This is a genomic window from Enterococcus sp. AN402 (assembly GCF_040719405.1).
Taxonomy (GTDB): Bacteria; Bacillota; Bacilli; order Lactobacillales; family Enterococcaceae; genus Enterococcus; species Enterococcus faecalis.
In genome coordinates, this window is sequence record NZ_JBFDTM010000004.1 from 817,223 (window position 1) to 841,893 (window position 24,671).

Here is a 24,671-nt window from a genome sequence, read left to right on the forward strand (position 1 = left end):
AGAAGGACGGAAATGTGTAAAAACAAACACATGTTTCCGTCCTTCTTTTGTGGTAAAATAAAGGCAGTGCAAAGGAAAAGGATGTGAAACCATGAGTGTGCAGTTTATTAGAGGAACCGCCGTGGCAGATTTAGAAGCGCCACTTATACAGGCGACAAAACAATGGCTAGAGGAAGACGCACAGCATGAAGTATTCTATTTAGTCCCGAACCATATTAAGTTTGAGCAAGAAATTCAAGTCTTGCAAAAGTTACGTCAATTACAGACAACTACGTCTGATTCAATAACCAGTACCCGTCTGCAGGTTTTTAGTTTTTACCGTTTGGCTTGGTACTATTTACAACATACACCTTTTTACTCGGCAGATGTTTTATCTGATGCAGGCGCTGCGATGATTTTCCGCAAAATTTTAGTAGAAGCAGAAGAAGAGTTACAAATTTTTAGAGGTGAAATTAACAAGCCTGGCTTTATTCAGCAACTATTTCAGCTTTATCAAGAAATGCGCGAAGGCAATATTGAGATTGCGGAGCTTTATCCATTTTTAGAAAAACAAACGGAGAACCCTAAAGGACAAGATTTACAACTTAAGTTTCAAGATTTAACGTTAATTTTTACACGATTCCAATTACAAATGAGTCAGTATGGCTATGAATCAGCGGAGATTATTCAACATTTAAGCGAGTATTTACAAACGGTTGATTTGTCGAATGTCCAATTCGTTATTTCAGGCTATCAGCAGTTTACTGCCAGAGAATTAAAGTTGATTGAAGTGCTAATGGCGCAAGCAGGTTCTGTGAAAGTAGCCCTCGTATTGGACAAACAATATCCGCATGACTTACCTGATCCGCGGTCGTTATTTTATGAAGCGGGACAAACCTATCATCAGCTTTATCAACTAGCAAGACAGAAGCAAATCCCGATTCTTTCAGATTATGTGGAAAAGAAAGAGGTATTAATTACAAACCCAGACTTGCAAGGATTAAATGATTATTGGATTCAATCGCAAGAACACCTGCCTCCATTAAGCACAACTGACTGGAGTGGCGATGGCTTATTTCTGTGGCGTGCTGAAAACGTTAAAGAAGAATTAACACATGTTGCAACCGAAATTCGCCGTTTAGTGGTGGAAGAAGGGTATCGGTACAAAGAAATTCAGGTGTTGACTCGTGATTTAGATTGTTATGAAAATTTATTAGAACCGATTTTTGCGGAACACGAGATTCCTGTTTATGTCGACCGAGATATGGCTATGGATCGGCATCCTTTAGTCGAATGGATTGAATCTTTATTTGCTATTCATTCGTACAATTATCGTTATCGCGATGTGCTCCGTTTTTTGAGAACGGAATTATTTATGCCAATGAATCAACACGCTACTTCTGAAGAAAGCTTGACTGATTGGTTAAACCAACGGAACGCTTGGCGCAGAAAAGTTGATATTACCGAAAATGTAGTCCTGGCATACGGCTATGAAGGTTATTATTGGTCGCAAGAAAAAGATTGGGAATTTATTCGGTATGATTTTGAAGCGGAAGAGCAAGAAGATGTCGCTACGATGGAAGAAGAGTCAAATGCGATTCGTCAATCGCTTCAACGGCTGTTACCTAGTTACTTTCAAGCAATGATAAGTGCCAAAACTGGTTTGGAAGCAGCGACCGTCTTCTATCACTTTTTACTGCAAAGTGGTGTGGCAACACAATTAAAAATGTGGCGCTTACAAGCTATCGAAGCAGGTCAACTAGAAACAGCTCGTAACCATGAACAGACTTGGGATGCATTGATGTCGTTACTAGATGAATACGTCACTGTTTACGGAGAAAGTTCGTTTGATTTTACAACGTTTCAAGAAATATTTGTTAGTGGCTTGGAAGGTTTGCACTATAGTAAAGTGCCGACAGCGATTGACCAAGTACAAGTTCGCGCAATGGATTTAACTCGACCTGGCGCTGCCAAGGTTACTTTTGCTATTGGGATGACGGAAGAAATTTTTCCACAAAAGATTGAAAATAAAACACTATTGTCTGATGAAGAACGTCAGACAATCAATGATACGTTAACGGAAAACCAATATTTACGTGGGACAACCGGACGCAAAATTGCGCAAGAACCTTATGTTGCGTATCTTGTCTTTTCTTCAGCGCGAGAACGGTTATATTTAACCTATCCAAGTGTTAAAGATACCGCTCAAGAAGTCAAACCGTCTCCTTATTTTAAAAATATCCAAAAAGATTTAAACTTGCCCGTTTTTGAAAAAAATGAAACAACCATTTTCGATGATGAAACGACCAGTTTAGCCCATATTAGTACGTATCGGACGTTAATCGGTGAATTAACGCGTTTGAAAAGACAACGGAAAGAAACACAAGAAGGATTGTTGCCTTTCTGGTTAAATATGGAAAAAGCGCTAATGAACCAATCAATTGCGCCGCTAGCCAAGCAAGTTTTCGAAAGTTTAACGCATCAAAATATTCCTGAAAAGATTGATGAGGTCTTAGCAGAACCTTTATATGGTAAAGATATTTATACATCCGTTTCTCGGATGGAGAGTTTTTATCGGTGTCAATATCAATACTTTTCTCGCTATGGCTTACGTTTGAAAGAAAGAGATGTCTTTGGGCTTTCACCAGCAGCTACAGGGGAATTTTTCCATGAAGCATTGGATCAGTTCTTTAAATTATTGATTATGAATCAACGGAACTTATCTGAATTAACCGATCAGGAAGTCAATTTATTGGCGGAGGAAGTACTAAATAGTATTTTAGGGGATGCACGTTTTTCTGTATTAACGACCTCTAGTCGCATGAACTATATTCGCTATCAATTGAGTCAAACAATTAAAAAAGTCAGTTGGGCGCTGAAACGCCAAAGCCAACGAAGTGGCATGACGACTGTTCAAACGGAAGTGTTATTTGGCCAAATTGCCGCTAAAAAAGGAATTTCTGGTTTGGAATTACCATTAAAAAATCAAGGGAAAATTCATGTTCGGGGGAAAATCGACCGGATTGATCAATTGGTTACACCCGAATCAACCTATTTAGGTGTGATTGATTATAAATCGAGTCACCGTAAATTTAATATGACAGAAGCGTATTACGGCTTAGCCATGCAAATGCTGACGTACTTGGATGTGGCTTTAATGGATGCTGTGCAATTAGTTGGTCAAGAAGCTAAACCTGCTGGCTCACTTTATCTGCATGTACACAATCCTACATTATCTTATGAAGGCAAAGACGACATTGAACAACAAATGCTTAAAAAATATCAGTTTGATGGTCTTTTGATGAAAGACCCAGATTTATTGGATCATTTAGATACGAGTCTGCAAGCTAAACAAAGTTCGTTGCTGTTTCCGATTGAAGAATCCGCCAAAGAACAAATTAAACCTGGTCGTCGCCAAGAAGATAAATTTGTGACAGAACCAGAACTAGGCGCGTTGCTTTCCCATAACCGAAATAAATTTATTGAAGCGGGGAATCAAATTATTGGCGGCGAAGTTCAACTTAATCCCGCTTATCAAGGCAAGGAACGGATTGCTTGTCGCTATTGTCCGTTTCGAAGTGTCTGTGATTTTGATGTGATGTTAAAAGAAAATAATTATCATCGTATTGAGAATTTATCCAAAGAGGAAATTATGGCGCGCTTGTTAAACAAAGATGAGGAAGGAGCAACCGAAGATGAGTAAAACAATTCCACTACGTCCAGCCAATGAGCAATTCACCGACAGTCAATGGCAAGCGGTGTTTGATGGCGATGAAAATATCTTAGTTTCTGCTTCGGCTGGCTCAGGAAAAACCACTGTTTTAGTCCGCCGTGTCATTGAAAAAGTCAAAAGCGGCGTCGATATCGATCGTCTCTTGATTGTGACGTACACTGAAGCCGCCGCCCGTGAGATGAAAGAACGTATCCAAGTGGCTTTACAAAAGGCAATGAATGAAGAACAAGATCCAGAAAGAAGACGGCATTTTTCTCGTCAAATTGCTCTTTTGCCAACAGCCAATATCAGCACGTTACATGCCTTTTGTTTAACTGTTATTCGTCGTTTTTATTATTTAATTGACATAGATCCAGTTTTTCGGATGTTAACAGATGAAACAGAAACATTGTTATTAAAAGAAGATGTTTGGGATGCATTACGTGAACAATTTTATGCGGAAAATCAAGAAGAATTTTACCAATTAACAGCGAATTTTTCCAATGATCGTAGTGATGACGGACTCACTAACTTAATTTTTTCTTTTTATGAATTTGCCAAAGCCAATCCTGATCCAGAAGCGTGGATTAATGGCTTAACACAAGCCTACGAAGTAGGGGATCAGCTAGGCGAATCAACGTTATTTCAGACGTATTTAAAACCGCTAGCCGTTGAGACGTTACAACGAACTCTTCAGCGTTACGAAGAAATGGTGACCTTAACAGAGGGCGAAGAGAAACTTCAAAAGATTTGGTATTTAGCTCAAAATGAAAAGGAACAAACAAAACAATTTTTACAATTTTTAGAGAGAAATGATTTAGAAAGCGCCTATAATTTGACTGAATTGTTGAGCTTTGACCGCTACCCAACGGTTCGTGCCGAAGAGTTGAAACCAACCGCGGAACAAGCCAAACAGTTACGAGAACAAAATAAAAAAGCGTTAAATGATTTGAAAAAGCAACTGTTTACACTTTCTCCAGATGCCATGAAACAAGTCTTGAAAGAGGCCACACCCATTGTTCAAGAAATGGCTCACGTGGGGAAACAATTTATGGAGGCCTATGGCGCAGAAAAACGGCTTAAAAATTTAGTGGATTTTAACGATTTAGAACATTATACGTTAGCTATTTTAGCGAAAAATCAGGCAGATGGCTGGCAAGCATCAGAAGCCTCTCTTTACTATCGCGAAAAATTTGATGAAGTGTTAGTCGATGAATACCAAGATATCAATCAATTACAAGAATCTATTTTGTATTGGTTGCGCCGTCCGCTTAGCACAGAAGGAAACCTTTTTATGGTAGGGGATGTGAAACAGTCTATTTATTCTTTCCGCTTGGCAGATCCTACATTGTTTATTGAAAAATACAATCAGTATGGGCAAGGCGAAGAGGGTAAACGAATTATCCTAGCTGAAAATTTTCGTTCCCGCAAAGACGTTTTAGACTTTACGAATTTAGTATTTAGTCAATTAATGGATGAGCGAGTGGGCCAAATTGCTTACGATGAGTCAGCCGCTTTGGTTCATGGCTTTGATCAATTTTCGGAGGCGGCTGATTATTCAACTGAATTGCTAATTTATGAAAAAAAAGCAACAGAATCAGTTGAATTTCCAGAATTACAATCCCCTGAGTTGTTGATTGAAGATAAGACAGAAGGGGAACTTTACGTTACTGCTTTGAAAATTCGTGAATTAATTGACCAAAATTTCTTGATTTATGATAAAAAGCTGAAAACGGATCGACCGATTACTTATCAAGATATTGTCTTATTAACGCCTACGAAGAAAAATAATTTAACTATTTTAGATGTTTTTAAATCATTAGAAATTCCAGTTCAAGTCAATGATGCTCAAAATTATTTCCAAGCAACGGAAATTCGTACAATGATTGCCTTGCTTCAATTGATTGATAATCCCTATCAAGACATTCCTTTGGCAGCTGTGTTACGTTCACCAATTGTTGGATTAAAAGAAAATGAATTAGTGCTTATTCGTTTGGCTAATAAGGAAACCAGTTACTACGAAGCATTTTTAACGTTTAATCAAAAAATGGAACCAACCATGGAGGAAGCAGTTGTTCAGGAAAAAACTATACGTTTTGCTGAATCATTAGAAAAATGGCGGGAACAGGCTCGACGCAACCAGCTTAGCACCTTGCTGTGGACGATTTATCGGGAAACGGCCTATCTTGATTATGTTGGCGGGTTGCCTGTTGGCAAACAACGCCAAGCCAATTTATATGCGTTGGTCGATCGGGCCGCGGCGTATGAAAAAACAACCTTCCGAGGATTATTTCAATTTGTTCGCTTCATCGAAAAAATGCAAGAAAAAGACAAAGATTTAGCGGAACCAGTCGTTTTAAGTGAAGAGAATGCCGTACGCGTCATGACGATTCACGCTAGTAAAGGGTTAGAATTTCCGGTGGTATTCGTTTTAGATATGACCAAAGAATTTAATGTCAGTGATTTGAATGAACGCTATATCTTTGAAGAAAATTTAGGGGTAGGCATTCGTTATTTACAACCTGAAGAACGAGTTATGTACGATACTTTACCATTTTTGGCGATTAAACAAGTACGATTAAGAAAATTACTATCCGAAGAAATGCGGAAGTTATATGTGGCGTTGACACGTGCAGAACAGAAACTTTTTCTGGTAGGCTCCTATAAAGACCAAGCGGCGATGTGGAAAGAGTGGCTGAAAGTTGGCGATGTAGAAACACTGGTGCTACCAGCTGAAAATCGCTTGCAAAGTAAAAGTAGTTTAATGAATTGGGTTGGGATGACATTGGTACGCCATCAAAAAGCCGATGAATATCAGCAAGAAGTAGTAGTAAGTAACGTTCCCCAAGTCAAAAAGCACCCAGCTAACTTTCATATTCAGTGGTTCAACGAAGAACAACTACGAGCAGCCATTCAGCAATTACAATTGCCAGAAAGACAAGCAGAGGATTTAGCCGAAAAATCGCAATTATCTGCTGACAAAATCAATCGTGGCCTTGCACGGTTAAGTTTCAATTATCCGTTTGAAGTGGCTACTCGGACCACCAGTTATCAGTCTGTTTCTGAAATCAAGCGAGTATTTGATGACCCCGATAACAAAGAAATTGGTAAAATTGAGGTTCGAGAAGACAATACTATTCAAGCGCAACCGTTGATTGTCAATCGAATGATTGAAGGAGATTTAAGTAAGCCTAAATTTTTAGATACGGTTCAAGCGCCCTCAGCAGCTGAAATTGGGACAGCAACCCATTATTTATTACAACTAATTGATTTAAGTAAGCAACCTTCTTACGAGGAAGTGCGAGCTGTTCAAGAACGCTTAGTGGAAAATAAATTGATTTTACCAGCAATTGCTGAAAAAATGAATCTGGAACAAATCGTGGCCTTCTTTGACACCGCCTTAGGAAAACAATTGATTCAACACCATCAAACCGTTAGAAGGGAACAACCTTTTTCTATGCTGATTGAAGCAGAAGAGCTCATTCAAAATTATCCAGAAACGACACAAGATGATTTATTAATTCATGGGATTATTGATGGCTATATCGAATTAGACAATCAATGCATTTTGTATGACTATAAAACCGATCATGTAAAAAGCACCTCTCCCCAAGCGATTTCTGAAATTGTCGAACGGTATCGCGGACAGATGAATCTTTATCGTAGAGCGCTACAAGAGGCAACGCATAAAGAGGTGTCGCACGTCTATTTAATTTTATTAAATGGAGGAGTAATTATTGACATGCAGACAGGAAATGTTGTAGATTTTATAAAGTAGAAAAAATTAGAAGCAGAAACACTTACATTTTGTAAGGAATGTGCTATACTCATTGAAGAGGTGAGGAAGATGGAAAAAGTAAAAACAGAATCGTTTGTACTTTGTCCCAAATTTGAAAAATCATTTTCAATACTTGGTAAAAAATGGAATGGTTTAATTATTGATGTTTTATTAGAACGAGGTCCTCAACGTTTTGGCGAATTAAAAGAAAAAATTCCAATGTTAAGTGATCGTGTCTTAGTAGAGCGATTGAAGGAACTAGAAGCTGAAGGAATTATCACCAAAGCTGTTCGTTGCGGTGAAGGAAATCGCTTAGAATATTTCCTAACCGAAAAAGGCGAAGACTTGCAATTAGCAATGGAACAAATTCAACATTGGGCAGAAAAATGGGTAAAAGACGAAGAATGCAGTTGACCGCAAGCAAAACTTCTTGTAAACTAAACGTAATTAAATAACTAAAAAAACAGTGATGGAAACAAGTAGTTTGAATTGACGTGTTTTAGGGAGAGTCAGCCAGAGACTGGAAGCTGATTTACACAGTCACCAAGCGAAATTCACTTCCTGAGTTTGTTTGTTTTCAAGAAGAAAGCAAACCGGTAATTGCCGTTAAATGAAATGAGTGCATGACAACAATTTGTTATGAATTAGGATGGTAACACGATAGCTCGTTCCTTTGAAAGGAATGGGTTATCGTTTTTTTTAGTTTAAATAAAAGATAGAGGGGAACGCATAATGACATTACAAGCGCAATTAGAAGCTCTTAGAGACAATACGCTCAAAGAAATCGCACAAGTTGCTACTTTAAAAGAATTAAACCAAATTCGCGTAGAAACATTAGGGAAAAAAGGGCCAATCACCGAAGTATTAAGAGGCATGAAAAACCTTTCACCAGAAGAACGACCAGTGGTGGGGGGCTTTGCAAATGAAATTCGTGATTTATTAACAGAAGCAATTGAAGCGCGCAAAGTTGTTTTAGAAAACGAAGCGTTAAATGCGGCACTAAAAGAAGAAAGTTTAGATGTAACTTTACCTGGAAAACAAATGCCTCAAGGCACACGTCATATTTTGACACAAGTTATGGAAGAGATTGAAGATATTTTCTTAGGCATGGGTTATCAAGTAGTGGAAGGATACGAAGTAGAATCGGATCACTATAATTTCGAACGCATGAATCTACCAAAAGATCATCCAGCACGCGACATGCAAGATACGTTTTATATTTCAGATGAGATGTTAATTCGTACGCATACTTCACCAGTTCAAGCTCGAACAATGGAAAAACACGATTTTTCAAAAGGTGCATTACGAATGATTTCTCCTGGGAAAGTATTCCGTCGTGATACAGATGATGCGACACATAGTCACCAATTCCATCAGATTGAAGGCCTTGTTGTCGATAAAAATGTCACAATGGGTGATTTAAAAGGGACGTTAGAAGTCATGATGAAAAAAATGTTTGGTGAAGATCGTAAAATTCGTTTACGTCCTAGCTATTTCCCTTTTACAGAACCTTCAGTCGAAGTAGATGTTAGCTGTTTTAAATGTGGCGGCGCAGGTTGTAACGTCTGCAAACATACAGGTTGGATTGAAATTTTAGGTGCGGGGATGGTTCATCCAGATGTGTTACAAATGTCAGGGATTGATCCAACAGAGTACTCAGGCTTTGCCTTTGGCTTAGGACCAGATCGCGTTGCTATGTTACGTTATGGTGTAAATGATATCCGTAATTTTTATCAAAATGATTTACGTTTCTTAAATCAATTCAAGGTAAAGGAGTAGTTGAAAAATGTTAGTTTCTTATAAATGGTTAAATGAATATGTTAATCTTTCAAACGTTACTCCGCAAGAATTAGCGGACAAAATGTCTGTGACAGGTATCGAAGTTGAGGGCGTTGCTGTACCTGAAGAAGGATTAAAGAAAATTGTTGTCGGTGAAGTAAAAGAATGTGTTCCTCATCCAAACTCTGACCACTTATCAATTTGCCAAGTAGACATCGGTGAAGAAGAGTTGTCACAAATTGTTTGTGGAGCACCAAATGTGAAAGCCGGAATTAAAGTCATCGTGGCGTTACCTGGTTCAAGAATTGCAGGAAATCAAAAAATTAAAAAAGGTAAAATGCGTGGCGAAGTCTCTAACGGAATGATTTGTTCGTTAGAAGAGCTAGGATATTCAGATAATGTCGTACCAAAAGCCTACGCTGAAGGGATTTATTATTTACCTCAAGAAGCAGTGAATGGGACACCTGTTTTCCCTTATTTAGACATGGATGATGCGATTATTGAATTATCAATTACACCAAACCGTGCAGATGCATTAAGTATGAGAGGGGTAGCCTATGAAGTTGGCGCAATTTATCGTCAAACGCCTCAGTTTAATGATCCCAAACTCAAAGAAGATGCTTCAGATAACGTGGAAAATTACGTAACAGTGACTGTTGAAGATTCACAAGATGCACCAGCGTATCAAATTCGTGTCATTAAAGATGTGACGATTGCAGAAAGTCCTCAGTGGTTGCAAAACCGATTGATGAATGAAGGAATCCGTCCGATTAACAATGTGGTGGACGTGACAAATTATATTTTATTATTATTTGGTCAACCATTGCATGCATTTGATTATCAAAAATTAGATAGTAAAGAAATCTTGGTTCGTCGAGCAACAGCAGCAGAAGAACTAATTACATTAGATGGTGAAACACGTCAATTAACAGAAGAAAATATCGTCATTACGAATGGAAAAACGCCTGTCGGCTTAGCCGGTGTAATGGGTGGGGCTAATTCTGAAATCAGTCAAGAAACAACAACTGTGGCTTTAGAAGCGGCATTGTTCAATCCATTGTCTATTCGCAAAACGTCTAAACAATTCAATTTACGGAGTGAATCTTCAAGTAGATTTGAAAAAGGCATCAACCAAGCGACAGTTGGGCTAGCTTGTGATGTGGCAGCCGCGATGATTGCAGAGTTAGCCGACGGAACAGTAGTCTCAGGCACTGCAATTGGTTCTGAAGTGGCCGTTAAAGAAGCGCAGGTAGCTGTGACTTTAGAACGAATCAACCAATATTTAGGCACTGCATTAGATGAAGCAACGGTGAATGAAATTTTTGAAGCACTCGGTTTTGCTTATGAAGTAAATCAAGGCGCCTATGAAATTACGATTCCACCAAGACGTTGGGATATTGCGATTGAAGCAGATATTATTGAAGAAGTGGCGCGCATTTATGGATATGATCATTTACCTTCAACATTGCCAAGTGGAGAAACAGTTGCTGGAAGTCTAACCAAAGCACAACATGTTACGCGCCAATTAAAGAGCTTACTGGAAGGTCATGGTACGAGTGAAGCCATCAGCTATGCGTTGACAACAGAAGAAAAATCCCGTCAATTTATGATGAAAGAAAGTCAAACAACACGGTTGCAATGGCCAATGAGTGAAGAGCGTTCTGTGTTACGTATGAACTTAATTTCTGGTTTATTAGATGATGTCGCATACAATGTGGCACGTAAAAATAATAATATCGCCTTCTACGAAGTAGGACGCGTTTTCTACCAAACAGAAGATCCAACAAAAAATTTACCTACAGAAGAAAATCACTTAGCACTTGCTTTAACTGGTAATACAATGGTTAAAGATTGGCAAACAAAAGCAACAGCCGTTGATTTTTATACAGTAAAAGGCTTAGTGGAAAGTATTGTAGCTGTTTTAGGATTAACAGAAAAAATCAGTTATCAAGCGACAACGGCGATTCCAGAAATGCATCCAGGCCGGACAGCATGGATTTATTTAGAAGATGAAGTGGTTGGTTTTGTCGGACAAGTTCACCCAACGACAGCGAAAGCGTACGATATTCCTGAAACATATGTTGCTGAATTAAACTTGCAACAATTAGTAGCCACAGAAGCAGGCGGGGTTACTTATGAAGCAGTTTCTAAATTCCCAGCAGTTTCTCGAGATATTGCTTTATTAGTCGATGAAACAGTTACCAATCAAGAACTAGTTAAAACTATTTCAGATAACGCAGGTAAATATTTGAAAGAGATTCATTTATTTGATGTATATCAAGGTGAAAAACTAGGCGCTGGCAAAAAATCAATGGCGTATAGTTTAACTTTCGTTAATGCAGAAGCGACATTAGTGGATGAAGAAATTAACCGTTCAATGGAAAAAGTTGAAAAAGCGCTAATTGAAAAACATCAAGTAGAAGTAAGATAAAATAAAAACAGGAAAGTGGGGCATAAGTCGAAATGACTTATGCCCCACTTTCTAAATCTTAAGATAATCAGCTGAACAAAAGCAGCTCCTTCGGAAATAAGCCGAAATTCTCCAAAAATTAAAGAACAATTTTCGGAAATTCCTTCTTATTTCTTGGAGCTAAACACTTTTGTCTCAGCCTCCTGTTTTTAACTACATTAATAACTTTTCGCCCAATTTCGTGAAAGCCAACGTGAAAATTGTGAGATACTAAAGTTAATAATGAAATAAATTAGGGCGACGATTCCGTAAATAGTGAATACTTGTCCTGTTTGTGCGTAGCGCCCCATTAAGATATAAGATTTGCCAAAGAGTTCTTGCAAAGCAATCACGGAATACAAGAAACTTGTATCCTTGATGACAGTAACAAACTGAGAAACGATCGCTGGTAAAACATTGCGAATGGCTTGAGGCAAAACAATATGATAAAGAATTTGCCAATTTGAAAACCCTTGAGAACGTGCCGCTTCAATTTGTCCTTTATCAACACCATTTAAACCACCACGAATAATTTCCGCTAAAGCAGCGGTGGTAAACACAGTAAAACTCACAATTCCAGCAGGTGTGGATTTGATTTTGAAAATTAAAAAAATAACATAAATCCACAATAAGTTTGGAATATTACGCACTACTTCTACATAAATACTGGCAAGTAACTTCAGTGGTCCATTGGTTTGATTTCGCAAAACGGCTAGAATGGTGCCAAAAATCGTACTCAAAATAATTGAGACGAAGGAAATATAGAGCGTCAATTTTAAGCCGTTAAATAGAAATTGAAAATTATTTGCTGTCAGTAATTGACGCATTTCTTCTGAAAAAGGCATCTGTTTTCCTCCTATCTACTATATGCTTTCTTATTTTTTTCTTCCATTTTTCTAGCCAAATTCGCTAATGGGAAGCAAAGAATGAAATATAAGAAACCAGCAAGCGCAAAGGCGGGAATGTAGTTCAAGTTGACAGACGACCAACTATTGGCAGCAAACATTACGTCAGCGCCAGAAATAATGGCAACTGTTGACGTATTTTTAATTAGGTTCACTACTTGATTGGTTAAAGGCGGTAACATAATCCGCCATGCTTGTGGTAAAATCACATACCGCATCGTTTGACCATACGTTAATCCTTGGGAGTAAGCCGCTTCAAATTGCCCTCTTGGGACAGCTCCGATTCCTGAGCGAACCACTTCAGAAATGTAGGCGCCATGATAGAGGCCTACACACAGAATGGCAATCGTAGTAATAGAAAATGAAAGCAGCGGGCTTAGCAGAGGAAAACCATAATAGACTACGATAAATTGAATCAACAAAGGTGTGTTTTGAAAAAATTCTACATAGACACGACTAATTGCGTGTAAAAGTTTACTTTTGGTCGCTGATAAACTGCCAAAGAAAATGCCTAAAGCAAAGGCAACTAAGATCGCTCCTAAAGAAAGCAGAATAGTATAGAGAAATGCCTGACCAAAAATTCGCCAATCTTGAAATAAAGCTTCCCAACGATATAAGGCAAATGGCCCTTCTTCCAGCCAGGAAATATTGGCTAACAAAAACATAAAAATCCCTCCTAAAATTTTTGATTCTTCAAGTCTTAGGAATGATTAATTTTTTAAGCCCCAGTCTTGATAAATTTTTTCTAGTGTGCCATCTTTTTCCCATTTTTCAATTAAACCATTTAGATAATCATTTAATTCAGTATTTGCTTTCTTTGTGGTAATTCCATATTCTTGTGGCGAAAAACCATCTTTTAAAATTTCTGTCTTGCCATCCACATAGCCAGATAGGATTGATTTATCCACTGAAAATGCATCAATTCGTTTAGAAGTTAACGCTGTTTTTAATTCTGGATAGGAACCTAATTCTTGATAAGTAAATTTGATTCCTTCCTCTTGCGCTTTTTTCTCTAAGTTTTCTTTTGTCGTAGCAGATTGTGCAACGCCAATTGTTTTTCCGTCTAAATCTTTCATGCTGGAGAAGTTATCCTCTTTGCGCACAAGGAAACCAATCTCATCTGTATAATAAGGAGTTGTAAAATTATAAGTCTTTTTACGTTCATCAGTAATTGTAAATGTAGCAATTACCATATCTAGTTCACCATTGTCTAAAAGGGGACCGCGCGTTTTCGCTGTCACGCCCACAAATTCCACATTCTCTTCACTGTCGGTAATTTCTTTCGCAATCAAGCGTGCAATATCTGGTTCCATTCCTTCATTTTTGTTTGTATCAGGATTCATATAGCCAAAATTAGGAATGTCTTCTTTGACACCTACTTTAATTTTCCCTGCTTTTTTTAATTGTTCTACTGTGACCGTTTTGTTTGATGAAGCACTTTTGGAAGTTGAGTCATTGTTGCCGCTACCACAGCCCACAATGATGCCTGCTAATACAAGTAGGGAGAGTCCAGCCAGCCATTTATTTTGTTTTTTCATTCCTTCATTCCTCCAATTTTTTGTTTTTTATTCATTACCCGTTATGAATAATTTTACTTAGAAATTCTTTTGCACGAGGGTTTTCAGTGCTTGTAAAGAAATGTTCAGGCGTTCCTTGTTCAATAATCTGTCCTTGGTCCATGAAGATTACACGGTCAGCCACTTGACGAGCAAAGCCCATCTCATGTGTGACACAAACCATGGTAATATTTTGTTTGGAAAGATCGACCATTACATCTAAAACTTCTTGAATCATTTCTGGATCAAGTGCCGAAGTCGGTTCATCAAAAAGGATAATCTCAGGATGCATATTTAAGGCACGAGCAATAGCGACCCGTTGTTGCTGCCCGCCAGAAAGCTGCGAAGGATAAGCAGAAGCTTTATCAGCCAAACCGACTCGTTCTAAATACTCCATGCCAGTACGAACCGCTTCTTCTTTGGAAACGCCCATCACTTTAATCGGTGCTAACGTTAAATTATCAATAATCGTTTTGTGAGCATATAAGTTAAAATTTTGAAAGACCATGGCAACTTTCTGGCGAACCTTTTGAATCGGTGCTTTCGGTTTGGTGATGTCAATGTTATCAATTACGACGGAACCATCATTGACTTTTTCCAATTGGTTCATACACCGAATTAATGTACTTTTGCCAGAGCCAGAGGGTCCGATAATGACAATTTTTTCTCCTTGTTCTACATTCAAAGTAATATCTTTTAAAACGTGATGCTCCCCAAAATACTTATTTACATGTTCTAAAGAAATCATAGGCAGTCTCCTTTGCAATCATTTGGTAGAAAAGATAACAGAGGATTCGGTGAGAAACGTGTTATTTAAATTAAATTAACCAAATGTATTTCTAATTGTATTCTCAATGTTAGGAATTATAACATACAAAAAAATGAATTACTAGTTTTTTAATCGAAAAAGATTTCCTTCAAAAAAAGAAATAAATGAGAGCAAAACAGGAAAAATTGACAATAGTCCTTAAAAAGTAGAAAATAAAGGCAGTGAATAAAAGGCAAAGGTAGGATGAGAATGAGCAATCAAGAAGCCATTGGATTAATTGATTCTGGCGTTGGTGGATTAACTGTTTTAAAGGAAGCGCTAAAACAATTACCAAATGAACGATTAATTTATTTAGGAGATACAGCCCGTTGCCCATATGGTCCACGACCAGCCGAACAAGTCGTTCAGTTTACTTGGGAAATGGCCGATTTTTTATTGAAAAAACGAATAAAAATGCTAGTAATCGCGTGTAATACCGCGACGGCTGTCGCATTAGAAGAAATTAAAGCTGCCTTGCCAATTCCAGTTGTCGGTGTTATTTTACCTGGCGCACGAGCAGCCGTTAAAGTCACAAAAAATAACAAAATTGGTGTCATAGGTACCTTAGGGACAATCAAAAGTGCTTCCTATGAAATCGCCATTAAAAGTAAGGCACCAGCAATTGAGGTGACTAGTTTAGCTTGCCCTAAATTTGTCCCCATTGTTGAAAGTAATCAATATCGTTCTTCCGTAGCAAAAAAAATTGTGGCAGAAACACTTCAAGCATTACAATTAAAAGGACTTGATACGTTGATTTTAGGTTGTACCCATTACCCGTTGTTACGTCCGGTGATTCAAAATGTGATGGGGAGTCATGTGACATTAATTGACTCAGGAGCCGAAACAGTTGGCGAAGTTAGCATGCTTCTCGATTATTTTGACATTGCCCATACGCCTGAAGCGCCTACACAGCCCCATGAATTTTATACAACTGGTTCTGCAAAAATGTTTGAAGAGATTGCAAGCAGTTGGCTTGGTATAGAGAACTTAAAAGCACAACAGATTCACTTAGGAGGAAACGAAAATGATTAGACATGATAGTCGTGCACCAAAAGAATTGCGAAAGATCACTATTGAAACCAATGTTTTTAAACATCCAGAAGGTTCGGTGGTTATTTCGTTTGGTGATACAAAAGTAATTTGCTCAGCCACTGTCGAAGAAAAGGTTCCCCCATTTTTAAGAGGCGCGGGAACAGGTTGGGTAGCAGCTGAATATAGCATGCTCCCTCGAGCGACGAACACAAGAAATATTCGGGAAAGTGCGAAAGGAAAATTAACAGGGCGAACAATGGAGATTCAACGTTTGATTGGGCGGTCATTGCGAGCTGTTGTTGACTTAGAAAAGTTAGGGGAACGGAGCATTGTTGTCGATTGTGATGTGATTCAAGCAGATGGGGGAACCCGTACAGCTAGTATTACAGGCGCTTTTGTTGCTCTACGCTTAGCAGTCAATCATTTATTGATGACTGGTGCGCTAGCGGAAGACCCGATTAAAGAGCATTTAGCAGCTGTCAGCGTGGGCATTTTACCCGATGGTTATTGTGTGCTGGACTTAGATTACGCAGAGGACTCGAATGCTGCAGTGGATATGAACATCGTGATGACCGAGTCTGGTGAATTTGTGGAAATTCAAGGAACGGGTGAAGAAGCTACCTTCTCAGGAGATGAGTTAAATGCTATGCTCTTTTATGGAAAAACAGGGATTGAGGAATTAATTGCGTATCAGAAAGAAGCGCTTTATGCTTTAGCCTCTGAAGAAGTCCCTTCGCAAGATTCAGAAGAGAAAGTGATTGTCATTGCAACTAGAAATCCTGGTAAAGCGAAAGAGTTTAGTTCAATTTTTGGTGAAAAAGGATATACAGTTAAGACGTTATTAGATTATCCGAATTTGCCAGATGTAGAAGAAACTGGTCAAACATTTGAAGAAAATGCTCGTCTAAAAGCTGAAACAATTGCAGAAATTTTACAGAAACCAGTATTAGCAGATGATTCAGGATTAATTGTTGATGCGTTAGGGGGAATGCCAGGAATCTATTCTGCTCGTTTTGCTGGTGAACCAACTAACGATGCTTCAAATAATGCGAAACTATTGCACGAGTTAACGGGCGTGCCAAAAGAAAAAAGACAAGCGCGTTTCCATTGTACATTGGTTTTTGCTGAACCAAAGAAAGAAAGTCTGGTGGTCGAAGCTGAATGGCCAGGAGAAGTCGGTACGATTCCTCGTGGTGAAGGAGGCTTTGGGTACGATTCACTTTTCTATGTTCCAGAGCTTGGTAAGACGGCAGCTGAATTGTCTGGAGAAGAGAAAAATAAAGTCAGTCATCGTGGACAAGCAGTGGCAAAATTAAAAGAACAATGGGAAGAATGGCTAAAAAAATAGGAGTTGAAACGTATGAAAATCTTGGTAGTAAGCGATAACCATGGCGATCGCGACTGTTTGGTTGACTTAGTGAATCATTATGAAGGACAAGTCGATGCACTCTTTCACTGTGGTGATTCTGAATTAGAACCGACAGATGAACTTTGGCAAAAATTCATTGTAGTGCAAGGAAATTGTGATTTTTATGATGAATTTCCCAAAACTGTGACTAAAAAAGTGGGGGATCAAGTTATTTATATGACACATGGTCATTTGGCCAATGTTAGAATGGGTCTCACGACACTTGCTTTACAAGCGGAAGAAGCAGGAGCGACAATTGCCTTATTTGGTCACACTCATGTACTCGGTGCAGAGCGACACAATAACATTCTCTTTGTTAATCCGGGAAGTATTCGTTTACCTCGTGGACCAGTTCAAGAGAAAACATATGCCATAATTGAAAGTACACCTGAACAATATCTCGTTCAGTATTATAACAAAGAGCACCAACCGTTGGAACGATTAAAGGCAACGTTTACGAAGTAAGTGAATGTTAAGAAATAAGTGCTACTTTTTTATTTATCAGATTTTGAGCGTAGGACAAAAATCCAAAAGAGATTTTTGTCCTACGCTCTTTTTTTAGTCGACTTGGATAACCTTTAAGCCGGTCTTACGAAGTTCTGTAATTAAAGTTGATGAGCAATGTTTGTCTGTAATCAAACAATCAAAAGCGGTAATATCAGCAATTTTAAATTTAGAAGTCAAGCCGATTTTTCGATGGTCCGCGACCAGAATTTTTACTTTTGTTGTTTGTTTTATCATAAGCTCATTAATTTTTGCTTCATTGAAAATTTTTGTAGTGACGCCATGTTCTAAACTGACCCCGCTACAGCCAATTACGCAAACATCGGCATGCGTTGCGGTGATTGTGTTAATGGCAATATCTCCTACCAGAACTTCTTTGGGAAAACGTAATTCGCCTCCGGTCAAAATATAATTGTATTGAGAAACATGAGGCTTGGTGGCAATTTTTAAATTATTCGTTACGATGGTCAGATGGTCGGCCTTTAAATAATGGAGAATATTCAAAGCAGTGGAACTCGAATTAATGAAAACGGTATCATAATCACTTAGATAGCTACAAGCAACACGAGCAATGGCTTGTTTTAATAACTCCGGTCCTGATTGATCAAAGTCTTTCTGATTTTGGTCGTTGTAAATACAATACCCATATTTTCGAATGATGTCATTCTTAGTTTCTAAGACATTTAAATCACGACGAATTGTGCTTAAGGAAACATTTAAAGCATCTGCTAATTTATAGGTAGTCATTTGTTTGTTTTTTTGCAGCAGCGCGAGAATATTTTGTTGCCTTTTTTCAATGGTTTCTAATGAACTTTTCAAGTAATACAACCTCCTTTAGTTATTTCTTTGGACACGGTCCCCCATGAAATAGTATAACTCATAGGAAAACAAAACACGTAAAAGAATCATTAAAAGTGCAAACAATCATATAAAAGGGTTTTCATTGTGATTTTTTGCGGCTATGATTTTCTTATAAAGCATAACACAATCATTTGAGAAGAGGAGTGGTAGCATGAGCAAATCGATTCATGAAATTACAAAAGAAAGTTGGTTGAAGGCGACATTTCCAGAATGGGGCACTTATTTAAACGAAGAAATTAATCAGACAAATGTGCTTCAAGGAACGGTTGCACTCTGGTGGCTTGGTTGTACAGGCATTTGGCTGAAAACGCATGAGAACACGAATATTTTATGTGATTTATGGTGTGGAACAGGAAAACAAACGCACGGGAACGGCTTAATGAAAAATGGCCATCAAATGATGCGCATGAGTGGTTGCCAAAAAATGCAACCTAATTTAAGAACACAACCTTTTGTGATTGATCCTTTTGAAATAAAAGAGGTAGATGCTTTAGTTGTCACACATATTCATTCAGACCATTTGGATATTCACACAGCTGCTGCTGTTCAGCAAAATTGTCCTAAGGCTCTATTTATTGGTCCAAAAGAAGTAGTGAAAACATGGCAGCGTTGGGGTGTTCCGGCAGAAAAAACACGGGTTATAGAGCCTGGTCAAGAAATAAAAGTGAATGATGTGAATGTAGTGGCCTTGGAAGCTTTTGATCGAACCGCGCTAATTACTTCTGATGATTCTGAAAATACATTTAAAGGTAAAATGCCTCAGGACATGAATGAACTAGCTGTCAATTATCTATTTGAAACCTCAGGTGGTACGGTATATCACGCCGGAGACTCTCATTATTCTAACTTGTTTGCGAAACATGGTAATCAATATGCAATTGATGTTTGCTTAGGAGCATATGGCGAAAATCCTCGCGGTATCACAGATAAAATAACTTCTGTTGATATGTTGAGAATGGCAGAATCTTTAAATGCGAAAGTAGTCATTCCCGTTCATTATGATATTTGGTCTAATTTTATGGCGGATCCAAAAGAAATCATGGAAATTTGGAAATTTAAAAAAGATCGTTTACATTATCAATTTAAACCATATATTTGGCAAGTGGGTGGCAAATTTGTTTATCCAGATGACAAAGACAACTTAGAATTTAACTTTGATCGTGGCTTTGATGATGTTTTTGTTAAAGAAAATGATACACCATTTCCTTCATTCTTGTAAGAAAGGCTGGATGTACAATGTTAACTTATTTTTGGGAGCAAGAGCTTATTCATTACCCTGATAAAGAACCGGTTAGTTGGCAAGAGGCGATTCAGGAAAGTTGTTTGATTTTACTCCAAAAACACATCATCGATCAGAGTTACGTCGATGAGATTATCCAGTGTGTCGAAACGTTTGGACCTTATATCATCATTGCTCCTGAAGTAGCCATGCCACATTCATCAGAGGAAAGCGCAGGCGTTTTTGGAACGGCCATTTCTTTTACAAAATTTAAGCAAGCAGTCACTTTTACTGGCGATCAAGAAGCAAAAACAGCAACCTTATTTTTTACATTGGCAGCCCAAAATCCCGCCGAACATCTTGAAAATATTCAGCAATTGATGGATTTATTGATGACGGATGGCGTGATTGCTGACTTGTTAGAAACAAACACGCCAATGGATTTTAAAGAAGTTATGGAGAAATATCAATTATAGGGGGAAAAATCAATGGGGGAGTTCTTGTTAAATAGTTGGACTTATTTTGCTACGAACGTTTTAACACAACCAGCATATTTGATTGGTTTCATTGTGTTATTAGGTTATCTCTTGTTACGGAGGCCCTTTTATGAATGTTTAGCAGGTTTTCTGAAAGCGACAGTTGGTTATTTTATTTTGAGTGTTGGTTCTGGTGGTTTGGTTAATAATTTTCGCCCTATTCTAGTAGGCTTGAAAGAGCGATTTAATTTACAGGCAATGGTTACCGATCCATATTTCGGGCAAAATGCAGTCGATGCAGGCTTGATGAAAACCTTTGGACGAACCTTTGGTGATGTGATGATTTTGTTATTGATCGCATTTATTATGAATATTTTGTTGGTTCGTTTTCAAAAATATACAAAATTGAGAGCCGTTTTTACAACAGGGAATGTTCAGATTCAACAAGCAGCTACCGCTTTCTGGATTTTACTCTTTTGTTTTCCTAACTTAGGTAGAATCGAAGTACTAATTTTTATGGGCTTAATTCTTGGGTGTTATTGGGCAGTTGCTTCAAATTTAACGGTAGGGATTACGCAGGAATTAACAGAAGGTGCTGGTTTTGCGGTAGCCCATCAACAAATGTTTGGCATATTTATTTTTGCAAAATTAGCAGAATGGTTGAAAAAACGTGATCAAAAGAAACATCGTTCAGAGAAGGTCGATAAAAAATTGGAAGATATCGAATTACCAGGATTTCTATCCATTTTTAATGAAAATATGGTTGCTACGTCCATTTTGATGCTCTTTTTCTTTGGCATTATCTTGCTTGTTTTGGGACAAGATTATTTAATTCAAGCTAAATTTATGCAAGAAGGGCAGAGTTTCTTCTTTTATATCATGACCACTTCATTAAATTTTGCTGTCTATTTAGCTATCTTACAATTAGGCGTTAGAACCTTTGTCGACGAGTTGACGCAGTCATTCCAAGGGATTTCAAATACCATTTTACCAGGCGCTGTTCCTGGGATTGACGTAGCAGCGACTTTCGGATTTGGCTCGCCCAACGCAGTAACAATTGGGTTTCTCTTTGGCGCATTAGGCCAGTTTTTAATGATTGGCTTACTGATTCTATTAAAGTCTCCGACAATCGTTATTGCGGGTTTTATCCCATTGTTTTTTGATAACGCTGTCATAGCTGTTTATGCAAATAATCGTGGCGGAGTAAAAGCTGCTTGTTTATTCCCATTCCTTTCAGGTTTAATCCAAGTAGGTGGCTCAGCTTTATTTGCTACATGGATTGGATTATCTCAATATGGCGGTTATTTGGGTATGTTCGATTGGGCAACAGCTTGGCCGTTATTTACAATCATTATGAAAGTTCTAGGCTATGTTGGCGTAGCAGTGGTGGTGATTGGGTTACTAATAATTCCGCAACTTCAGTATCGGAGAAATCCAGAAGGTTACTTTATGATTGTCAATGATTATGAACAATATGCTAAAAAATTTCAAGAGAATTAAAGGAGGAATTTAAAATGAGAATACTTGTTTCCTGTGCCAATGGTTCTGGCACGAGTCTAATGATGATGCGGAGTGTTGAAAAAGCAATGAAAGAACTAGGTGTACCGATTACAAAAATTCATCATTGCGCCATTTCAGAAGGGAAAAGCTCTGCTAGCCAATACGACGTTGTTTTTACTCCAGTCAATTTTTTACAAATGTTTCAGCAAGCAGAAAAACGTGGAGTCACAGTGATTGGCATTAAAAATGTAATGTCTGCAAAAGAAATTCAAGAAAAATATATGGCTTCAGATCGTTATCAAAAATCTGAATAAAAGGATGGGAAAGATGAAAAGACCAAACTTACAAATCGCTTTAGATCATAATAGATTAGAAGACGCTTTAGCAGATTGTATGAAAGTCGGAGAAATTGTCGATATTATCGAAGTTGGCACTATTTTGTGTTTACAAGAAGGCCAAAAAGCAATTCGTTGTTTAAAACGCATGTTTCCTAATAAAACGATTGTTGCTGATACAAAATGTGCTGATGCGGGCGGTACAGTTGCTCGTAATGTCGCACAAGCAGGCGCTGATTTCATGACGGTCATTTGTTGCGCCACCTTGCCAACGATGGCTGCAGCTCAAAAAGAAGTCCGAGAATTACAAGTAGAACTATATGGAAATTGGACAATGCAACAAGCTCGACAATGGCGAGAATTAGGGATTAATCAGGTGATTTATCATCAAAGTAGAGATGCTCTTTTAGCTGGCGGCAGCTGGGGAGAGAAAGATTTGAATAAAGTTCAAGAACTAATTGACTTAGGCTTTGAAGTGTCCGTCACAGGTGGTTTAACTGTCGAAACGCTTGAATTGTTTCAAGCAATGGCAGTTGCAACATTTATTGCGGGCCGTGGGATTACTGAATCAAAAAATCCTGAACAAGCAGCCAAAGATTTTCAAAAAAAAATCGATCAGATTTGGAAGTGATAAAATGGCACGAATTGGACTGTATGAAAAAGCACTCCCGCAAAATTTAACTTGGGCAGAACGATTCACATGGGCCAAAAAGTTAGGGTTTGATTTTTTAGAAATGTCAATTGATGAATCCGATGAACGTTTAGCACGATTGGCTTGGACACCAAGCCAGTTACAAGAACTTTCTCAATTAATGGTGAAAGAAGATTTTTTTATCCATTCTTTGTGTTTAAGTGGTCATCGGCGGTTTCCTTTAGGCTCTTTAAATAAAGAAACACGTGAAAAAGGGCGGAAAATTTTATCTCAAGCGATTCGTTTGGCTCATCAATTAAACATACGGGTAATTCAAATAGCTGGCTATGATGTCTTTTACGAAGAAAAAACTGCCGAAACAAGGGAATTTTTTCTTCAAGGTCTGAAAAAGGGCGTTGAGGAAGCTGCACAATACGGTGTCATTCTGGCTGTTGAGATTATGGATGACCCTTTTATGAATAGCATACAAAAATTTCTAGAAATTAAGGAACAAATTCCGTCTCCTTTTTTGCATGTTTATCCTGATTTAGGTAATTTGTCTGCTTGGCCGGAAAATAATCCGGCGGTTGAGCTTGAAAAGGGAATTGCTGAAATCGCTGCTATTCACTTAAAAGATACCTTCGCTGTAACAGACACATTTGAAGGGAAGTTTCGGGAAGTTACTTTTGGAGAAGGCTGTGTTGATTTTACAGGCTTATTGAAAACACTCAAGCGGTTAAACTATAGTGGTCCTTTTTTAATTGAAATGTGGAATGAAACGGATTTGAATTTTCAAGAAAAAATTCAAGCCGCGCAGCAGTATCTCTATCCCAAATTAGCAGAGGTGGGTTATTATGAACAATAAAGCGATCATCCAAGCAATGAAACAACGTGTTTATGAAGCGAATCTGGCTTTGCCAAAACTGGGCTTAGTCAAATTAACGTGGGGCAATGTTAGTGAAATCAATCGGTCATTAGGGATTATCGTAATTAAACCAAGCGGCGTCAAGTATCAAGAAATGACCAAGGAACAGATGGTAGTGACTGATTTAAACGGACAACTATTGGAAACCAATGCATTAAAGCCGTCTTCTGATTTACCCACACATCTTTATCTTTATCAAAAAATGCCAGAAATTGGAGCGATTGCGCACACGCACTCCCTGAATAGTGTTATATGGGCTCAAGCAGGGCGAGCCTTACCTCCTTACGGTACCACCCATGCGGATGCTTTTTATGGCGCTGTACCTTGCACAAGAGCGCTCTCTGAAAGTGAAATTAAAGAAAACTATGAAGAAGAGACTGGCAAAGTCATTGTTGAAACATTTCATGAACAAGAACTAGATCCTTTAGCAGTTCCAGGAGTGTTAGTTTATGGACATGGCCCATTTACTTGGGGAATGACTCCGGAAAAAGCAGTTGAAAATAGCTTGATTTTAGATGAAATCTGTTCAATGGCCCGTTTGACGGAAATAATTAATCCAGCTGTTGAACCAATTGATCATTTTTTATTGGATAAACACTATTTTAGAAAACATGGGATTTCCGCTTATTATGGTCAGTGATGGCTGTGATGAAACGTGTGAAAAAGAAGGATAATTGACTGATTAATTGGTCTTTTATAAAAACTTAGTTGTCTGTTATGGGACAACTAAGTTTTTATTTTTTTAAGAAAGCGTTCTCTTTTTTTGGGGAGGATAGAACAAAACGTTAATTTTCGTTTGTTAAGTTATGAAGAA

20 protein-coding genes and 1 other annotated feature are annotated in these 24,671 nt (G+C 38.1%); of the genes, 15 read left to right on the plus strand and 5 right to left on the minus strand.

Features of this window, described 5'->3' with window-relative positions:
• Positions 1-91 precede the first annotated feature (91 nt).
• The 5 genes from AB1I62_RS05370 (at position 92) to pheT (ending at position 11,679) form a co-directional block, all read left to right on the plus strand.
• The gene (locus AB1I62_RS05370) at positions 92-3,682 is read left to right on the plus strand and encodes a PD-(D/E)XK nuclease family protein (protein WP_048737750.1); all 3,591 of its coding nucleotides are present in this window, start codon (positions 92-94) and stop codon (positions 3,680-3,682) included.
• Entirely contained in the window at positions 3,675-7,469 is a 3,795-nt protein-coding gene (gene addA, locus AB1I62_RS05375; protein ID WP_048737752.1) for a helicase-exonuclease AddAB subunit AddA, read from the plus strand. The genes AB1I62_RS05370 and addA overlap by 8 nt, the downstream gene beginning before the upstream one ends.
• Before the next feature lie 69 nt (positions 7,470-7,538).
• Entirely contained in the window at positions 7,539-7,883 is a 345-nt protein-coding gene (locus tag AB1I62_RS05380; RefSeq protein WP_002358035.1) for a helix-turn-helix domain-containing protein, read from the plus strand.
• A gap of 43 nt (positions 7,884-7,926) precedes the next feature.
• Positions 7,927-8,145: a binding site (T-box leader), on the plus strand.
• Between the two features lie 56 nt (positions 8,146-8,201).
• Positions 8,202-9,248: a phenylalanine--tRNA ligase subunit alpha gene (gene pheS, locus AB1I62_RS05385; RefSeq protein WP_002358034.1), complete on the plus strand. Its 1,047-nt coding sequence runs from the start codon at positions 8,202-8,204 to the stop codon at positions 9,246-9,248.
• 7 nt (positions 9,249-9,255) lie between these two features.
• The gene (gene pheT, locus AB1I62_RS05390; RefSeq protein WP_048737753.1) at positions 9,256-11,679 is read left to right on the plus strand and encodes a phenylalanine--tRNA ligase subunit beta; all 2,424 of its coding nucleotides are present in this window, start codon (positions 9,256-9,258) and stop codon (positions 11,677-11,679) included.
• A gap of 197 nt (positions 11,680-11,876) precedes the next feature.
• Here pheT and AB1I62_RS05395 read toward each other — a convergent pair whose 3' ends face one another.
• Genes AB1I62_RS05395 through AB1I62_RS05410 form a run of 4 tightly spaced genes read right to left on the minus strand, consistent with a single transcriptional unit; the run spans position 11,877 to position 14,906 of the window.
• Positions 11,877-12,542, minus strand: coding sequence for an amino acid ABC transporter permease (locus AB1I62_RS05395; RefSeq protein WP_002384721.1), 666 nt, complete (start codon positions 12,540-12,542; stop codon positions 11,877-11,879).
• 11 nt (positions 12,543-12,553) lie between these two features.
• Positions 12,554-13,267, minus strand: coding sequence for an amino acid ABC transporter permease (locus AB1I62_RS05400; protein ID WP_002363695.1), 714 nt, complete (start codon positions 13,265-13,267; stop codon positions 12,554-12,556).
• A gap of 45 nt (positions 13,268-13,312) precedes the next feature.
• Complete coding sequence (locus tag AB1I62_RS05405) at positions 13,313-14,140, minus strand: transporter substrate-binding domain-containing protein (RefSeq protein ID WP_251846772.1); 828 nt, start codon at positions 14,138-14,140, stop codon at positions 13,313-13,315.
• A 34-nt stretch (positions 14,141-14,174) separates the two neighbouring features.
• Positions 14,175-14,906: an amino acid ABC transporter ATP-binding protein gene (locus tag AB1I62_RS05410; protein WP_002361604.1), complete on the minus strand. Its 732-nt coding sequence runs from the start codon at positions 14,904-14,906 to the stop codon at positions 14,175-14,177.
• Between the two features lie 264 nt (positions 14,907-15,170).
• Here AB1I62_RS05410 and racE point away from each other — a divergent pair, with 264 nt between their 5' ends.
• From racE to AB1I62_RS05425, 3 genes are read left to right on the plus strand one after another with little or no spacing between them, the layout of a single operon-like run.
• The gene (gene racE / locus AB1I62_RS05415) at positions 15,171-15,998 is read left to right on the plus strand and encodes a glutamate racemase (RefSeq protein ID WP_002358027.1); all 828 of its coding nucleotides are present in this window, start codon (positions 15,171-15,173) and stop codon (positions 15,996-15,998) included.
• Positions 15,991-17,346: a ribonuclease PH gene (rph, locus tag AB1I62_RS05420; protein WP_016629989.1), complete on the plus strand. Its 1,356-nt coding sequence runs from the start codon at positions 15,991-15,993 to the stop codon at positions 17,344-17,346. The genes racE and rph overlap by 8 nt, the downstream gene beginning before the upstream one ends.
• Before the next feature lie 12 nt (positions 17,347-17,358).
• Positions 17,359-17,871, plus strand: coding sequence for a metallophosphoesterase (locus AB1I62_RS05425; protein WP_002386618.1), 513 nt, complete (start codon positions 17,359-17,361; stop codon positions 17,869-17,871).
• A 93-nt stretch (positions 17,872-17,964) separates the two neighbouring features.
• Here the strand turns inward: AB1I62_RS05425 and AB1I62_RS05430 are convergent, their stop codons facing one another.
• Positions 17,965-18,729 carry a DeoR/GlpR family DNA-binding transcription regulator gene (locus AB1I62_RS05430; protein ID WP_002382117.1) on the minus strand — a complete coding sequence of 255 codons (765 nt, stop codon included), beginning with the start codon at positions 18,727-18,729 and terminating at the stop codon, positions 17,965-17,967.
• A 193-nt stretch (positions 18,730-18,922) separates the two neighbouring features.
• On the opposite strand from AB1I62_RS05430, the gene ulaG reads away from it, so the two are divergent.
• From ulaG to AB1I62_RS05465, 7 genes are read left to right on the plus strand one after another with little or no spacing between them, the layout of a single operon-like run.
• On the plus strand, positions 18,923-19,990 hold the full coding sequence (gene ulaG / locus AB1I62_RS05435; protein WP_010827300.1) for an L-ascorbate 6-phosphate lactonase: 1,068 nt from the start codon (positions 18,923-18,925) through the stop codon (positions 19,988-19,990).
• Between the two features lie 17 nt (positions 19,991-20,007).
• Complete coding sequence (locus tag AB1I62_RS05440; RefSeq protein WP_002360581.1) at positions 20,008-20,466, plus strand: PTS sugar transporter subunit IIA; 459 nt, start codon at positions 20,008-20,010, stop codon at positions 20,464-20,466.
• Positions 20,467-20,478: 12 nt separating this feature from the next.
• Positions 20,479-21,966, plus strand: a complete 1,488-nt coding sequence (locus AB1I62_RS05445; protein ID WP_002361608.1) for a PTS ascorbate transporter subunit IIC — start codon at positions 20,479-20,481, stop codon at positions 21,964-21,966.
• Between the two features lie 14 nt (positions 21,967-21,980).
• Complete coding sequence (locus tag AB1I62_RS05450; protein WP_002358018.1) at positions 21,981-22,280, plus strand: PTS sugar transporter subunit IIB; 300 nt, start codon at positions 21,981-21,983, stop codon at positions 22,278-22,280.
• A 13-nt stretch (positions 22,281-22,293) separates the two neighbouring features.
• Positions 22,294-22,932 (plus strand): 3-keto-L-gulonate-6-phosphate decarboxylase UlaD, encoded by a 639-nt coding sequence (locus tag AB1I62_RS05455; protein WP_010819916.1) that lies wholly within the window; start codon positions 22,294-22,296, stop codon positions 22,930-22,932.
• A 4-nt stretch (positions 22,933-22,936) separates the two neighbouring features.
• Complete coding sequence (locus tag AB1I62_RS05460) at positions 22,937-23,797, plus strand: L-ribulose-5-phosphate 3-epimerase (RefSeq protein ID WP_010777536.1); 861 nt, start codon at positions 22,937-22,939, stop codon at positions 23,795-23,797.
• Positions 23,787-24,497 carry an L-ribulose-5-phosphate 4-epimerase gene (locus AB1I62_RS05465; protein ID WP_104845562.1) on the plus strand — a complete coding sequence of 237 codons (711 nt, stop codon included), beginning with the start codon at positions 23,787-23,789 and terminating at the stop codon, positions 24,495-24,497. The genes AB1I62_RS05460 and AB1I62_RS05465 overlap by 11 nt, the downstream gene beginning before the upstream one ends.
• Positions 24,498-24,671 lie beyond the last annotated feature (174 nt).

Coding starts and splice junctions, on each gene's coding strand:
- AB1I62_RS05370 (WP_048737750.1), top strand. CDS start 92: ATGAGTGTGCAGTTTATTAGAGGAACCGCCGTGGCAGATTTAGAAGCG.
- addA (WP_048737752.1), top strand. CDS start 3,675: ATGAGTAAAACAATTCCACTACGTCCAGCCAATGAGCAATTCACCGAC.
- AB1I62_RS05380 (WP_002358035.1), top strand. CDS start 7,539: ATGGAAAAAGTAAAAACAGAATCGTTTGTACTTTGTCCCAAATTTGAA.
- pheS (WP_002358034.1), top strand. CDS start 8,202: ATGACATTACAAGCGCAATTAGAAGCTCTTAGAGACAATACGCTCAAA.
- pheT (WP_048737753.1), top strand. CDS start 9,256: ATGTTAGTTTCTTATAAATGGTTAAATGAATATGTTAATCTTTCAAAC.
- AB1I62_RS05395 (WP_002384721.1), bottom strand. CDS start 12,542: ATGCCTTTTTCAGAAGAAATGCGTCAATTACTGACAGCAAATAATTTT.
- AB1I62_RS05400 (WP_002363695.1), bottom strand. CDS start 13,267: ATGTTTTTGTTAGCCAATATTTCCTGGCTGGAAGAAGGGCCATTTGCC.
- AB1I62_RS05405 (WP_251846772.1), bottom strand. CDS start 14,140: ATGAAAAAACAAAATAAATGGCTGGCTGGACTCTCCCTACTTGTATTA.
- AB1I62_RS05410 (WP_002361604.1), bottom strand. CDS start 14,906: ATGATTTCTTTAGAACATGTAAATAAGTATTTTGGGGAGCATCACGTT.
- racE (WP_002358027.1), top strand. CDS start 15,171: ATGAGAATGAGCAATCAAGAAGCCATTGGATTAATTGATTCTGGCGTT.
- rph (WP_016629989.1), top strand. CDS start 15,991: ATGATTAGACATGATAGTCGTGCACCAAAAGAATTGCGAAAGATCACT.
- AB1I62_RS05425 (WP_002386618.1), top strand. CDS start 17,359: ATGAAAATCTTGGTAGTAAGCGATAACCATGGCGATCGCGACTGTTTG.
- ulaG (WP_010827300.1), top strand. CDS start 18,923: ATGAGCAAATCGATTCATGAAATTACAAAAGAAAGTTGGTTGAAGGCG.
- AB1I62_RS05440 (WP_002360581.1), top strand. CDS start 20,008: ATGTTAACTTATTTTTGGGAGCAAGAGCTTATTCATTACCCTGATAAA.
- AB1I62_RS05445 (WP_002361608.1), top strand. CDS start 20,479: ATGGGGGAGTTCTTGTTAAATAGTTGGACTTATTTTGCTACGAACGTT.
- AB1I62_RS05450 (WP_002358018.1), top strand. CDS start 21,981: ATGAGAATACTTGTTTCCTGTGCCAATGGTTCTGGCACGAGTCTAATG.
- AB1I62_RS05455 (WP_010819916.1), top strand. CDS start 22,294: ATGAAAAGACCAAACTTACAAATCGCTTTAGATCATAATAGATTAGAA.
- AB1I62_RS05460 (WP_010777536.1), top strand. CDS start 22,937: ATGGCACGAATTGGACTGTATGAAAAAGCACTCCCGCAAAATTTAACT.
- AB1I62_RS05465 (WP_104845562.1), top strand. CDS start 23,787: ATGAACAATAAAGCGATCATCCAAGCAATGAAACAACGTGTTTATGAA.